The 15,380-nt window shown below is 59.9% G+C and carries 9 protein-coding genes; 6 read left to right on the forward strand and 3 right to left on the reverse strand.

All coding sequences use genetic code 11. From position 1 onward, the window contains the following. Window positions 1–149: 149 nt before the first annotated feature. Window positions 150–2,588: a Lon protease family protein gene (locus tag PSH79_RS23685; RefSeq protein WP_187679194.1), complete on the reverse strand. Its 2,439-nt coding sequence runs from the start codon at window positions 2,586–2,588 to the stop codon at window positions 150–152. Window positions 2,589–2,865: 277 nt separating this feature from the next. On the opposite strand from PSH79_RS23685, the gene PSH79_RS23690 reads away from it, so the two are divergent. The 4 genes from PSH79_RS23690 (at window position 2,866) to PSH79_RS23705 (ending at window position 6,381) form a co-directional block, all read left to right on the forward strand. Beyond that, window positions 2,866–3,354: a DUF3015 domain-containing protein gene (locus PSH79_RS23690; protein ID WP_007909797.1), complete on the forward strand. Its 489-nt coding sequence runs from the start codon at window positions 2,866–2,868 to the stop codon at window positions 3,352–3,354. A gap of 95 nt (window positions 3,355–3,449) precedes the next feature. Then, window positions 3,450–5,303 (forward strand): DUF4105 domain-containing protein, encoded by a 1,854-nt coding sequence (locus PSH79_RS23695; RefSeq protein ID WP_305439891.1) that lies wholly within the window; start codon window positions 3,450–3,452, stop codon window positions 5,301–5,303. A gap of 155 nt (window positions 5,304–5,458) precedes the next feature. After that, window positions 5,459–5,815: a hypothetical protein gene (locus PSH79_RS23700; protein WP_305439893.1), complete on the forward strand. Its 357-nt coding sequence runs from the start codon at window positions 5,459–5,461 to the stop codon at window positions 5,813–5,815. 71 nt (window positions 5,816–5,886) lie between these two features. Next, on the forward strand, window positions 5,887–6,381 hold the full coding sequence (locus tag PSH79_RS23705; protein WP_305439894.1) for a GreA/GreB family elongation factor: 495 nt from the start codon (window positions 5,887–5,889) through the stop codon (window positions 6,379–6,381). On the opposite strand, the gene gdhA is transcribed toward PSH79_RS23705, so the two are convergent. Next, window positions 6,378–7,715 (reverse strand): NADP-specific glutamate dehydrogenase, encoded by a 1,338-nt coding sequence (gene gdhA, locus PSH79_RS23710; protein WP_305439896.1) that lies wholly within the window; start codon window positions 7,713–7,715, stop codon window positions 6,378–6,380. The two genes, PSH79_RS23705 and gdhA, sit on opposite strands and share 4 nt — an antisense overlap. A 373-nt stretch (window positions 7,716–8,088) precedes the next feature. Then, entirely contained in the window at window positions 8,089–9,753 is a 1,665-nt protein-coding gene (ettA, locus tag PSH79_RS23715; protein WP_095190358.1) for an energy-dependent translational throttle protein EttA, read from the reverse strand. Between the two features lie 286 nt (window positions 9,754–10,039). Between ettA and morA the strand changes: the two genes are divergently transcribed. Together morA and glyA are read left to right on the forward strand one after the other, a co-directional pair. After that, a complete protein-coding gene (gene morA / locus PSH79_RS23720; RefSeq protein ID WP_305439898.1) occupies window positions 10,040–13,888 on the forward strand; it encodes a cyclic di-GMP receptor MorA in 3,849 nt (1,282 codons plus the stop codon). 236 nt (window positions 13,889–14,124) lie between these two features. Then, the gene (glyA, locus tag PSH79_RS23725) at window positions 14,125–15,378 is read left to right on the forward strand and encodes a serine hydroxymethyltransferase (RefSeq protein WP_305439899.1); all 1,254 of its coding nucleotides are present in this window, start codon (window positions 14,125–14,127) and stop codon (window positions 15,376–15,378) included. Window positions 15,379–15,380 lie beyond the last annotated feature (2 nt).

A 15,380-nucleotide genomic window follows, 5' to 3' on the forward strand; every position in this document is an offset into this window, starting at 1 on the left:
CCAGAGTTGTGGCGATTTCCCTGAAGATCGACACAAAACAAATGCAGGAGTGAGCCTGCTCGCGATGGCGGTATGTCAGGCAACATTTTTGTCGACTGACACACCGCCATCGCGAGCAGGCTCACTCCTACAGTTTGACCGCGCCCGGCTTACGCCGGTTTGGCTTCCGCCAACGCCTCCTGCGCCAGTTCTTTCTCGGCCTCTTTCAGATCCTCTTCACTGATCATCTCGGCAATCACGCGCAGACGCTCAACCACTCGCGCGTTGACGCTGCCTTCAGGGAATTGACCATCCGCATCCGGTTCACCGGCCGGCTCGCCGACCAGCAGGCTCAACGCCTCGTCAGCCTGACGCACTGCGTAAACGTGGAACTGCCCGGCACGCACCGCCGCCAGCACTTTCTCGTCGAGCATCAGCGTGGCGACGTTGGCTTGCGGAATGATCGCGCCCTGCTCGCCGGTCAAGCCGCGTGCTTCGCAAAGACGGAAGAAGCCTTCGATTTTCTCGTTGACCCCGCCGACGGCCTGCACCTCGCCAAACTGGTTGATCGAGCCGGTGATCGCAAAGCACTGTTTGAGCGGGGTTTTCGACAGCGCCGAAATCAGCGTGCACGCCTCGCCCAGCGACGCACTGTCGCCATCGACGTAACCGTAGGATTGCTCCAGCGCGATACTCGCGGAAATTGCCAACGGGAATTCCTGGGCATACCGGCTGCCCAGATACCCGGTGAGAATCATCACGCCCTTGGAGTGGATCGGCTGACCGAGGTTGACCTCACGCTCAATGTCGACGATACCGCTGCCGCCGGGGTACACCGTGGCGGAAATCCGCGCCGGCACACCAAACGCCGAGTCACCGACTTCGAGCACGGTCAGGCCGTTGCACTTACCGACCGCCGCGCCGTCGGTGTCGATCAGGATGATCCCGGCGAGCATGTCGTCGAGAATCCGCGCCGACACACGTCCGGTGCGAGTGGCCTTGGCTTTCAGTGCACGTTCGATGTGCCCGGCATCGGTCATCTCGTCGCCGGCCAGGTGACGAATGAAATCCGCCTCGCTGACCAACTGGAACAGATCGCCGATACGCGCCGACAACCGTCCCTGATGCTCGGCAAGCCGTGCGCTGTAAGTGGCCAGACGCGCCACCGCATCGGCGGTCAGCGGCGCCATGCCTTCTTCCGACGTACGGGTTTTCAGCAATTGGGCGAATTGTTCCAGGCTTTCGTCGACCATCGGGATGTCTTCGTCGAAGTCGACCAGGACGCGGAACATCTCCTGGAAGTCCGGATCAAGGTCTTGCAGCGTGTAGTACAGCGACCGCGCACCGATGATGATGACTTTGACCTGCAACGGGATGTGCTGCGGATTGAGGGTCACGGTGGCGAAACGCCCCATCTCGCCCAGCGGTGATTCCATTTTCAGCTTGCGCGATTGCAGGGCGCGTTTGAGCGCATCCCACACGAACGGCTCGCTGAGCATTTTTTCCGCTTCAAGAATCAGGAAACCGCCGTTGGCGCGGTGCAACGCACCCGGACGCAACTGGCGATAGGTGGTGTAGAGCGCCCCCTGATCGGTGGTGTACTCGATGCGGCCGAACAGGTTTTCGTAGGTCGGGTGCGGCTCGAACACCACCGGCGCACCGCCGCTGGCCGGATGACCAACCACCAGACTCGGCGCGTATTGCTCTTCCAGCAACTTGCGCGCGACGGCGTCGGTCTTGCTGTCGTCGACCAGTTGCTCGACCACGGTTTTCAGCAGGTACACCTGCATCGCTTGCAGATAACCGCAGACGGCGGCGTTTTCCGCGTACTTCTCCGACAGCGGCGACAGCAGCGGCTGCAGGGCCAGGGTGATGGTTTCTTCGTTGAGCGAACGCAGTTGGTTATTCGACTCACGCTTCCACTGCGGCAAGCTGGCGAGTTCCTCGTTCAAGCGCTCTTCGAGACCGGAAATATCTTCGTGGAAACGCTCGCGATCGGCCTCCGGCAATTGCGAGAACTCAGCTTCATCCAGCGCCTTGCCGTCGAGCATCGGCGTGAAGGCGATGTTGCTGCTGTCGCGGTACAGGGCAACGTCTTTTTCCAGGGCCAGACGCTCGATGATGTCGAGGGCCTTGTCGTAGCGCTGGTTGAAGGCGCGGTCGATGGCGCTTTTCTTTTGCTGGTAGGACGGGTGTTCGAACACCGCTGGGAAGGTCGCCAGCAGGTTGTCGATCAAGCCGTTGATATCACCGATAAACGCGCCCGCCGTGCCCGATGGCAACTCCAGCACGCGGGGCTCGCGCGGCTCATCGAAATTGTTGACGTAAACCCAGTCCGCCGGGGTCTGCAGGCGTTTGCCTTCGGCTTTCAGGTAGCGTTTGACGAACGAGAAGCGACCGGTGCCGGGCTCGCCCATGACGAATACGTTGTAACCGGGGCGTGGCATGGCCACGCCGAACTGCAAGGCTTCGACCGCACGTTCCTGGCCGAGCACACCGCGAAAGGGCTCCAGATCATTGGTGGTAGTGAAGCTGAACTGTTCAGCGGAAAACGGACGGGTCAGCGCTTCGGGCGCTATACGCAGGCTGGCAGCAACAGGATCAGGCATCGGGCTTCCTTAACAATCAGGCGGGGCAGATAGCGGCATTCTGGCGCTGCCCGTGCCCCACTGGCAAGGCGCGCCATATGACAAAGCATAGACAACCGGCCGCCCATGTCCCGGCCCCCCTGAAATCGGGGTTATCGCCAAATCTTTTATAAAAAATCACGGAACCCCGGGAACGTGCCTAAACTCCAAACTGCGCGGCTGGAACTAATACTGGCCCACTGGCACCGTCAGGTGTCAGAACCCTGTCCATTGGTATGCACATAAAGAGAACAAAGCTATGAAACGGATTCTTCTCGGTACTCTCTTCACCGCTGTATCCATCAACGCAATGGCGCAAGCTCCAGGCGGCCCGGATTGCGGTTGGGGCAACATGCTGTTCGAAGGTCAGCGTGGCACCCCTGCTCACTTCCTGGCATCCACCACCAACGGCACTTCCGGTAACGCCACGTTTGGTATGACTTCCGGCACAAACGGTTGCTCGACCAACGCGTCGCTGACCTACGGCGGCAAATCCTGGTTTGCCATGAATGGCATGATGAACGAGCTGTCCGAAGACATGGCAAAAGGTAACGGCGAAGCGCTGACCACCTATGCCGTGGTACTGGGCGTGGCGCCGGAAGACCGTGCGCACTTCGCTGCTGTCACTCACGAGCACTTCCAGCAGATCTTCAGCAAGGCTGATGTCACCGCTGAAGACGTGCATACCAACACCCTGGCCGTACTGAAATCGGACCCACGTCTGGCCAAGTACGCAACTCAGGCTTAAGCTCGACTCCGCCCGCTTCTTTCGGGAAGCGGGTTTTATTTTTTCGGCCCGTCCCTCTTTGGGTCTTTGTTTTTTTCCTGTTTAAGTTGCCGACTATGCTCAAACGCCTTGCCTGGCTGGCGCTCTGTGTCTGCGCCCCGCTGTCCGCCGCGCCAAACATCGACCCTCAACGTTTGCAGCAACTGGCCAACGACCGCTTCTGGATTTCCCTCGGTCATTACGAAACCGCCAAGCTCGGTGGCTGGCGCAGCTATGTCAGCGACAAGAAGTTCTTCCTTGCGCCCGACGGCAATGAACATCCCGACCGAGAACTTGCCGCCACCGTTCAGGCACTGTATGCCCCGGCCAGCCTCGGCGAGCAACACGCACAATGCGTTTACCCGGCGCGCACTCGCTGGCTGAAAACGCAGCTCAACCTGACCGATCTGCCGGCACCTGCGTGCGCCGAGTACAAAAAGTGGTTCAAGGATGTCTCGCCCCACAGCGCGGTGATGATTTTCCCGGCGGCGTACCTCAACAGCCCATCGTCGATGTTCGGCCACACGCTGCTGCGCATCGATCAGGCTGACGTGCAGGCCGACAAGACGTCGCTGCTCAGTTACGCGATCAACTTCGGTGCTTACATCGAAGGTTCGGACAACAGCATCCTTTACGCCTGGAAAGGTTTGATGGGCGGCTATCCGGGCCTGTTCGCGCTGGTGCCGTATCAGGAAAAACTCTCCGAATACCGCAGTCTGGAAAACCGCGATCTGTGGGAATACCGACTCAATCTGACGCAAGAAGAAACTGCGCGCATGGTTGAACATGTGTGGGAGTTGAAGCAGATCCAGTTCGACTACTTCTTCTTCGATGAAAACTGCTCCTATCGCTTGCTCGAACTGCTGCAAGTAGCGCGGCCGAGCCTGCGCCTGACCGAGCAGTTCCCGCTGACCGCGATCCCGACCGACACAGTCAAAGCCGTGAAAGAAGCCGGGCTGGTCGAAAGCATCGAATACCGCCCCTCCCGCGAGCGTGAACTGCTCAGCCGCGCCGAGCCATTGAGTGGCGAAGAACAGGATTGGGTACTGAAGGTCAGCGCTGATCAGCAAGTCTTGCAAGACCCGACCTTCAAGGCCCTGCCCCGCGCCCGCCAAGCCTTGATCATCGACGCGGCGTATCGTCTGGAACGCTACCGCGCCAACGGCCAGGAGCGCGACCCACAACGGGCGCAACGCAGTTTTGAATTGCTGCGGGCAATCAACAAAAATCCGGCGCCGGAGCTGGAAATCCCGCAACCGGGCTTGCCCGAAGATGGCCACGAATCAAGGACCTGGCAGGCCGGTCTCGGTACTCGGGGCGACCGCGCATTTGGCGAGTACGGCTTGCGCATGGCCTATCACGATCTCAACGACAACGCCGAAAGTTTCCCCCTCGGTGCGCAGATCGAAATCCTGCAAATGAAGCTGCGCCAATACGAAGGCAACCAGTGGCAATTCCAGCAGCTGGATCTGGCAACCATTCGCTCGCTAACCCCACGCAATGAGTTGCTGCAACCGCTGTCGTGGCAAGTCACCGGAGGCCTGGAGCGGGTGCCGGGCAAGCATGACGACGAAACCCTGGTCAGCCACGTCAATGGCGGTGGAGGCGGTACGTGGGCGCTGGGCGACGATGTGCTGGGTTTTGCTCTCGGCACGGTGCGGGTGGAACACAACAATGACTTCGCCGAGTTTGTTTCCCCGGCGGGCGGTTTCAATACCGGCGTGCTGTGGAAAAACCCGCTGGGCAATCTCAGCCTGGAAGCCAAGGGCGATTACTTCTTCAATGGCGAAGTGCGCCGCAGCCTGAGTCTGAATCAGCAGTGGGAATTGTCACGCAACCTCGGCTTGCGCCTGAGTGCCCAGCGTGAGTTCAGTCACCTCGCGACACCTGAAACCGAGGTCATGCTCGAGGTGAAGTGGTATCACTACTGAAAAGATCGCAGCCTTCGGCAGCTCCTACAGGGGAAATGCATTCCAACTGTAGGAGCTGCCGCAGGCTGCGATCTTTTGATCTTTCTTTCACACCCCATCAACGAATCCCCTTCTAGACTTTCCCTATCAGCCGAGAACCGGCGCGGGAGAGTGCGATGTGGCGGTGTGCGGTTTCGCTGGGTGTTTTGCTGGTGCTGAGCGGTTGCCAGACCACTCACGAAGATTTGATTGCCAAAGGTTATCCACCGGCCTTCGCCGACGGTTTCGATGACGGTTGTGTCAGCGGCCGCCAGGCTGCCGGTTCGATCAGCGGTGAATTCCGCAAGAATGTGCCGCGTTATCTCAAGGACAAGCAGTACGCCGAAGGGTGGACCGATGGCTTCCGCCAATGTCAGGCAATGCTGGAAAACAAGGGTCGCGAAGAATATCGCAACGAACATTGGGACGAGCGTGAACGCGCCTGGCAGCAACAGAAAGACCAGGACGCCGGGCGGGCTTATCGCTCGCAGTAGGTCGCTTCCAGACATCCAGTGAAACCAAATGCCGGCGACCATGGCCCAAACTCTATGAAGAGGAGGACACCATGAGTCGCGCTTTCGTCAACGAAGACAACGCCGCCGCGCAAGCCGATCAACCGGTCGAACGGCAGGTCAGCACACAGCCCAATTACGTCACCCCGCAAGGGCTGGCGCAGTTACAAGCGAAAGTCGCCGAACTGCAAGCCCTGCACGCCGAGCAATCGGCCAAAGGTGAACAGGCTGACAAGCAACGTCTGGCCGATCTTGAGCGAGATCTGCGTTACTTCAACCAACGCCTGGGCAGCGCACAGGTGGCGGTCGCCGCGACCTCCACCGACAAGGTGCAGATCGGCAGTTGGGTCACCTACGCCGACGAACACAGCACCGAACGCCGGGTTCAACTGGTGGGCGAAGATCAGGCCGACGCCGCCAAAGGCCTGATCAATTGGGGTTCACCTTTGGGCCGCGCACTGCTCGGTGCCCGGCTCAACGACGAGGTGCTGTGGCAGCGCCCCGCCGGCGATCAAGTGATTGAAGTGATCCGCGTCGAACCGAGTTAAACCACACCCTGCGCCAGCATCGCATCGGCGACTTTGACGAAGCCGGCGATGTTCGCGCCTTTGACGTAGTTGATCCGCCCGTTCTCTTCGCCGTAATGCACACAAGCGTGGTGGATCGACTGCATGATCGCGTGCAACTTGCTGTCCACTTCGCCCGCCGTCCACAGCAGACGCATGGCGTTCTGCGACATTTCCAGACCACTCACTGCCACGCCACCGGCATTGGAGGCCTTGCCCGGCGCGAACAAAATACCGGCCTCGATAAAGATATCCACAGCCTCCAAAGTGGTCGGCATGTTCGCCCCTTCGGCCACGCAAACGCAGCCGTTACGCAGCAGCGTGCGGGCGGCTTCGGCGTCGAGTTCGTTCTGTGTGGCGCAGGGCAGCGCGATGTCGCACGGCAGCGACCATGGGTGCTGACCAACACGGAACTCCAGACCGAACGCCGCCGCCATTTCGCTGATCCGTCCGCGCTTGACGTTTTTCAGTTCCAGCAGCGCCAGCCACTGTTCTTCGCTCAACCCGGCCTCGCAATACAACGTGCCCTCGGAGTCGGACAGCGAAATCACCTTGCCACCCAGATCCATGACCTTGCGCGCTGCGTACTGGGCGACGTTGCCGGAACCGGAGATCGCCACGCGCTTGCCTTCGACGGTCTGCTCACGGCGCTTGAGCATTTCTTCAGCGAAGTACACGCAGCCAAAACCGGTAGCTTCCGGGCGAATCAGGCTGCCGCCGTAAGTCATGCCCTTGCCAGTCAGCACACTGGTGAACTGGTTGCTCAGGCGCTTGTACTGGCCGAACAGGAAACCGATCTCCCGCGCGCCGACGCCGATGTCACCGGCCGGCACGTCAACGTCCGCGCCGATGTGGCGATACAACTCGCTCATGAACGCCTGGCAAAACCGCATGACTTCGGCGTCGCTCTTGCCCTTCGGATCGAAGTCCGAACCGCCCTTGCCGCCGCCCATGGGCAGAGAGGTGAGGGAATTCTTGAAGGTCTGTTCGAAGGCGAGGAATTTCAGCACGCCCAGATTTACCGACGGATGAAAACGCAGACCGCCCTTATACGGGCCGATGGCGCTGTTCATCTGGATGCGGAAACCGCGATTGACCTGAACCCTGCCCTGATCGTCGACCCACGACACACGAAACACCACCGCCCGCTCCGGCTCGCAGATGCGCTCCAGAATTCCCGAGGTCAGGTAACGCGGATTGGCTTCGAGAAACGGCCACAGACTGCGCAGGACTTCTTCGACAGCCTGGTGGAATTCGGGTTGATCGGGGTCGCGTTTTTTCAGGCGTGCGAGGAAGGATTCGACGGATTCGATCATGGGAAAAGTCTCGGCAAATTTATTGTCGTTGGAAGAGATTGGGCCGGACTGTAACAAACGAATTGCGCACAGGAACAGCGCAATATGTCGCAGTTATGAAATTAAATGGTGCACAGAATATAAAACAGATTGTTTTTTGGCCTATTTCGCACCTGAATGGTGAGATCAAATTCAAGCCATGCACCAATAGTTATACCGTCATCGCTGGCAAGCCGGCTCCCACAGTGGACATCGGTGAAACACATATCTCAAACACCCCACAAAACCCTGTGGGAGCTGGCTTGCCAGCGATGAATCCAACTCGGTATCCCTGAAAAAACGGGCAAAAAAAAACGGAGCCCGAAGGCTCCGCTCTTTATGCAACCAACCCGAATCAGGCCAGTTTCTTGTGACGTACCCGGTGTGGCTGAGCCGCCGCTTCGCCGAGACGCTTTTTACGATCCGCTTCGTACTCGGTGTAGTTACCTTCGAAGAAGATCGCTTGCGAGTCGTCTTCGTACGCCAGGATGTGGGTCGCGACGCGGTCAAGGAACCACCGATCGTGAGAGATCACAATGGCGGCGCCCGGGAAGTCGAGCAGGGCTTCTTCGAGCGAACGCAGGGTTTCAACGTCGAGGTCGTTGGACGGTTCGTCGAGCAGCAGGACGTTGCCGCCCTCCTTCAGGGTCAGCGCCAGGTGCAGACGACCGCGCTCACCACCGGACAGGTCCTTGACGAACTTCTGCTGATCGCCGCCCTTGAAGTTGAAGCGACCGACGTAGGTACGCGACGGGATCTCGTAGTTACCGATGCGGATCTGGTCGGAACCGTCGGAGATCTGCTGGAACACCGTCTTGCTGCCGTCGAGGTCTTCGCGGCTCTGATCCACGCAGGCCAGTTGCACGGTTTCGCCGACTTCGATGCTGCCCGAATCCGGCGTTTCCTTGCCCATCAGCATGCGGAACAGAGTCGACTTACCGGCACCGTTACCGCCGATCACGCCGACGATGGCGCCTTTAGGCATGGAGAACGACAGGTTGTCGATCAGCACGCGATCGCCGTAGCCCTTGGTGACGTTCTTGAACTCGATGACCTTGTCGCCCAGACGTGGACCGGCCGGAATGTAGATCTCGTTGGTTTCCGAACGCTTCTGGAATTCCTGCGATTGCATTTCTTCGAAGCGTTGCAGACGAGCCTTGGATTTCGACTGACGGGCCTTGGCGCCTTTGCGCACCCATTCCAGTTCTTCTTTCATGGCTTTTTCGTGAGCCGACTGCTGCTTGGATTCGGCCGCCAGACGATCGGACTTGGCTTCAAGCCAACCCGAATAGTTGCCCTCGTAAGGAATGCCCGCACCGCGGTCAAGTTCCAGAATCCAGCCCGCGACGTTGTCGAGGAAGTAACGGTCGTGCGTGATCGCAACCACGGTGCCCGGGAAGTCGTGCAGGAAGTGCTCCAGCCACGCCACCGAGTCGGCGTCCAGGTGGTTGGTCGGTTCGTCGAGCAGCAGCATGTCCGGAGCGGACAGCAGCAGACGGCACAGGGCCACACGACGCTTTTCACCACCGGACAGGTGTTCGACCTTGGCGTCCCAGGCCGGCAGACGCAGCGCATCGGCGGCGACTTCCAGTTGGCGCTCAAGGTTGTGACCGTCGCTGGCCTGCAGGATCGCTTCGAGCTTGGCCTGTTCGGCAGCCAGCTTGTCGAAGTCGGCATCCGGGTCGGCATAAGCAGCGTAGACCTCGTCCAGACGCGCTTGCGCATCCTTGATCACGCTGACCGCTTCCTCGACCACTTCACGCACGGTCTTGGTCGGATCAAGTTGCGGTTCTTGCGGCAGATAACCGATGTTCAGGTCCGGCATCGGACGGGCTTCGCCCTCGAACTCGGTGTCGACGCCAGCCATGATTTTCAGCAGCGTGGACTTACCCGAACCGTTAAGGCCGAGTACGCCGATCTTGGCGCCGGGGAAGAACGACAGCGAAATGTTTTTGAGGATTTCCCGCTTCGGCGGAACAACTTTGCCCAGCCGATGCATGGTGAAGACGTATTGAGCCATGGAGAACCTTGGGTCAGTGACAGATGAATGATTGGAGCGCAGGCGATGCCCGGCCAGACCGTGCGCGTCGTTCACTTGATGGTGATCAATGCGTGCGCGCTGAAAAAAGTCTGATTCTAGGAGCTGGAACGCTCCCGCGTAACCGGCAAAGCTACCTGAATGACGGAAGGCAGTCCAGCCGCGAGGGGCTGGCACTTCGCCACGACTCAAGGCATGCTAGCCGCCCTTCGGGCGTCCGGCTTATAGTGCACGTCGCGCCAGTCCAGCCAGATCGCAGGATTACAGCTTGTCCAACGTCACTCCGCCAGCCTCTGTGAGCAGCACCCAACCGGCGCCCGGCTCGCCGCTGCGCGGGACATTAAAGGGTGCGCTGGCGACACTCGTGCTTTTGCTGCTGGCGCTGCTGTTCTGGCAACTGCTCGATCAACTGCGCGAAACCCAGAAAAACCAGCGTCAGTACACCATCGACTACACCGCCGACCTCGCCTCGCAGGTCAGCCTGAACATGGCGCTGAACGCGCAAATCGCTCTTAATCTGCTACCGATCGTCGAACAACCGCAATCGGCCGACGAACAGCAGCAACTGCTGCGCAAGCTCCAGCAATCGTTGCCTGACCTGCGCAGCCTCGCGTTGCTCAGCCCTTCCGGGCGCATCATCAGCGACAGCGCCGCCGACAGCTCCGACGCCAGCTACCTCACCGAACTGGTACGCCGCAGCCGCGCCCAAGCGCACTATTTCAGCAACGCCGACGATGGCTCGGTGGTACATCTGTTGTTGCATCAGGCCAGCGGCAGTACCCGCGCCTATTGGGCTTTGCGCCTGACGCCGACGTTCTTCGACTCGCTGACCAAGCAGAGTGAAACCCGCCTGCGTCCGCTGTGGCTGGTGGAAAACCGTATCAACCATCAGATCATCAGTCGCGACGAAGCTCTGTCATCCGCCAAGCCAGGTGTGCTTAGCCCGGACGATCTGGCAAACACCGTGCTCACTGTGCCGTTGAGCAGCAGTGATTGGCAATTGCGTGGCCTGTTCGACCGCCAGCGCGTGCTGGAAGAGTTGCTGCCGGCGTTCATCGGCAAATGCCTGCTGGGCCTGGCGTTCTCGATGCTACCGGTGATCGCGCTCCTGAACATGCGCCGGCGACAGCGCCAATTACATGAAGGCCGCCGCCGTTATCAGGACATTTTCGACGGTACCGGGGTTGCCCTGTGCGTGCTCGATCTGTCCGGGCTCAAGCAGATTTTCGACAAGGCGCAGATCCAGACCAGCGACCAGCTCAAGGCTTGGCTGGACCAGCCGCAACAGCGCCAGCAATTGCTGCAGGAACTGCGCGTCACCGAGGTCAATCAGGTCGCGCTGCAATTGCTCAATGTCAATTCCTGCGAACACGCTTGGCAGTTGTTGATCGACGGTCATCCACATCGTCACTGCGCGATCGGCCATCAAGTACTCGACGCCGTGCTCCAGCAACAAAAGCAGCTGGAACTGGAAATCAAACTCCCGGATATCAACGGTCGCGATCAACACCTGTGGATGGTGCTGCGCCTGCCGACCGAGCAGCACGACTATAAAGCGGTGATCCTGAGCATCAACGACATCACCAGCCGCAAGCTGATCGAGTTGTCGCTGCTGGAGCGCGAGGGCTTCTGGTCGGACGTGGTGCGCACCGTGCCGGATCATTTGTATGTGCAAGATGTGATCAGCCAGCGGATGATTTTCAGCAACCACCATCTCGGCCAGACCCTCGGTTACAACCGCACCGAACTGCATCAGATGGGCGAGTACTTCTGGGAAATCCTCCTGCACCCGGAAGACGCCGACTATTACCATCGCTCACGGCAGATGCAGCGCCACGCCGGTTACAGCCAACTGTTGCAGTGCCAGTTGCGCTTCCGCCATCGCGACGGCGAATGGCGGCGCTTCGACATTCGTGAACAGGCACTGGCCCGGGACAAGCACGATCAGGTCACGCGGATCATCGGCGTGGCCAAGGACATAACCGAGCAGATCGAAGCCAGCGAATCCCTGCGCGACAGCGAGCAACGCTACCGGATGCTCGCCGAAAGCATCAGCGACGTGATCTTCTCCACCGACAGCAAGCTCTCGCTGAACTACGTCAGCCCGTCGGTGCAAGCGGTGCTGGGCTACGACGCCGAATGGATTTTCCAGAACGGCTGGCAATCGACCATCGCCAACCCGCAGCAACTGAGCGGCATTTACACACTGATGGATCGGGTCAGCAAGGCGCTGGATAAACCCGAGCAACTGGGGGTGTTGCGCAATCAGGTGCAGACACAATTGTTCCTGTTCGACTGCCTGCGCGCTGATGGCCGCAAGATCCCGATCGAGCTGCGTCTGGTGCTGGTGTGGGACGAACACGGGGCGTTTGAAGGCGTGCTCGGTGTCGGCCGCGACATCAGTCAGCAGCGCCGCGCCGAAAAAGACCTGCGCATGGCGGCCACGGTATTCGAACACTCGACGTCGGCGATCCTGATTACCGACCCGGCCGGCTACATCGTCCAGGCCAACGAGGCGTTCAGTCGGGTCAGCGGTTACGCGGTGGCGGAAGTGCTCGACCAATTGCCCAACATGCTTACCGTCGACGAGCAACAGGACGCGCACCTGCGTTACGTGCTCAAGCAACTGCATCAGCACAGTACGTGGGAAGGCGAAGTCTGGCTCAAGCGCCGCAACGGCGAGCATTACCCGGCGTGGGTCGGCATCACCGCCGTGCTCGACGACGAGGGCGATCTGGCCAGTTACGTGTGCTTCTTCAGCGACATCAGCGAGCGCAAGGCCAGCGAACAGCGCATCCACCGCCTCGCCTATTACGACGCCCTGACCCATTTGCCGAACCGCACGCTGTTCCAGGATCGCCTGCACACCGCGCTGCAATCGGCGGAGCGGCAGAAGTCGTGGGTGGTGCTGATGTTCCTCGACCTCGACCGCTTCAAACCGATCAACGACTCCCTCGGCCACGCCGCCGGCGACCGCATGTTGAAAGACATGGCCACGCGCCTGTTGGCCTGCGTCGACGATGACGACACCGTGGCGCGCATGGGCGGCGACGAGTTCACCTTGCTGCTGCAACACCGCTCCAGCCGCGAGCTGGCGCTGAACCGGGCGATTCATGTGGCCGAACAGATCCTCGGCAGCCTCGTCCGGCCGTTCGTGCTTGAAGGGCGCGAGTTCTTCGTCACCGCCAGTATCGGCATCGCCCTGAGCCCGCAGGACGGCAACGAACTCAGCCAGTTGATGAAAAACGCTGACACCGCGATGTACCACGCCAAGGAGCGCGGCAAGAACAACTTCCAGTTCTATCAGGCCGACATGAACGCCAGTGCACTGGAGCGTCTGGAACTGGAAAGCGACCTGCGCCATGCCTTGGAGCAGAACGAATTCGTCCTGTATTACCAACCGCAATTCAGCGGCGACGGCAAACGCCTGACCGGCGCCGAAGCCCTGCTGCGCTGGCGTCATCCGCGTCGTGGGCTGGTGCCGCCGGGGGATTTCATTCCGGTGCTGGAAGAACTCGGACTGGTGGTGGACGTCGGCGACTGGGTGATCAGCGAAGCCTGCCGTCAGCTCAAGACCTGGCACCAGAGCCGCGTGCGCGTGCCAAAGGTGTCGGTGAACATCTCGGCGCGGCAGTTCTCCGATGGCCAACTCGGCACGCGGATCGCCACCATCCTGCGCGAAACCGGCCTGCCGCCGGCATGCCTGGAGCTGGAACTGACCGAAAGTATCCTGATGCGCGAGGTCAGCGAAGCCATGCAGATTCTCGCCGGCCTGAAAAACCTCGGTCTGAGCATCGCGGTCGACGACTTCGGCACCGGTTATTCATCGCTGAACTACCTCAAGCAGTTCCCGATCGACGTGTTGAAGATCGACCGCACCTTCGTCGACGGTTTGCCGTCCGGCGAACAGGACGCGCAGATCGCCCGGGCGATCATCGCCATGGCCCACAGCTTGAATCTGGCGGTGATCGCCGAGGGTGTGGAAACCCATGAGCAACTGGATTTCCTGCGCGAGCATGGTTGCGATGAGGTTCAGGGGTATCTGTTCGGGCGACCGATGCCGGCGAGCCGCTTTGAAGCGCAGTTCAGTAATGATGCGCTGTTCATGTTCGACTGAAGAAAAGATCGCAGCCTGCGGCAGCTCCTACAGGGATTGATGTCGGTCACGGTATTTATGTGCGCCTCGGATAATGTAGGAGCTGCCGAAGGCTGCGATCTTTTCAGACCGGCACAATCACCATCTATCCGCGCATGAACGCCACTTGTCTGCGACATGATGTCGTTTCATATGCCATCCAAAACCCATTGGGTTAGAATGCCCCCCTTTTCTGCCCCCGATCCTTGAGGACCGCCATGTTCAGCCGTGATTTGACTATTGCCAAGTACGACGCCGATCTTTTTGCCGCCATGGAGCAAGAAGCTCAGCGCCAGGAAGAACACATCGAGCTGATCGCTTCGGAGAACTACACCAGCCCAGCGGTGATGGAGGCTCAAGGCTCGGTACTGACCAACAAGTACGCCGAAGGCTACCCGGGCAAGCGCTACTACGGTGGTTGCGAGTACGTCGACGTCGTTGAGCAACTGGCCATCGACCGCGCCAAGGAACTGTTCGGCGCCGATTACGCCAACGTTCAGCCGCACGCCGGTTCTCAAGCCAACGCTGCTGTTTACCTGGCCCTGCTGTCGGCCGGTGACACCATCCTGGGCATGAGCCTGGCCCACGGCGGTCACCTGACCCACGGTGCCAGCGTTTCCTCGTCCGGCAAGCTGTACAACGCTATCCAGTACGGCATCGACGCCAACGGCCTGATCGACTACGACGAAGTCGAGCGTCTTGCTGTAGAGCACAAGCCAAAAATGATCGTGGCCGGTTTCTCTGCCTACTCGCAGATTCTGGATTTCCCACGCTTCCGCGCTATCGCTGACAAGGTTGGCGCTTACCTGTTCGTCGACATGGCTCACGTGGCCGGTCTGGTCGCCGCTGGCGTCTACCCGAACCCGGTTCCATTCGCTGACGTCGTGACCACCACCACGCACAAGACCCTGCGCGGTCCACGTGGCGGCCTGATCCTGGCTCGCGCCAACGCCGACATCGAGAAGAAGCTGAACTCCGCCGTATTCCCGGGTGCCCAGGGTGGCCCGCTGGAGCACGTGATCGCCGCTAAAGCGATCTGCTTCAAGGAAGCGCTGCAGCCTGAGTTCAAGACTTACCAGCAGCAAGTGGTGAAAAACGCCAAAGCCATGGCCGGCGTGTTCATCGAGCGCGGTTTCGACGTGGTTTCCGGCGGTACTGAAAACCACCTGTTCCTGCTGTCGCTGATCAAGCAGGAAATCTCCGGTAAAGACGCCGACGCCGCCCTGGGCAAAGCGTTCATCACCGTGAACAAGAACTCCGTGCCTAACGATCCACGCTCCCCGTTCGTTACCTCCGGTCTGCGCTTCGGTACTCCGGCTGTGACCACTCGCGGCTTCAAAGAAGCAGAGTGCAAAGAGCTGGCCGGCTGGATCTGCGACATCCTGGCTGACCTGAACAACGAAGCGGTGATCGACGCCGTTCGTGAGAAAGTCAAAGCCATCTGCAAGAAACTGCCGGTGTACGGCGCTTAATC

This window comes from Pseudomonas sp. FP2196 (assembly GCF_030687715.1).
Classification (GTDB): domain Bacteria; phylum Pseudomonadota; class Gammaproteobacteria; order Pseudomonadales; family Pseudomonadaceae; genus Aquipseudomonas.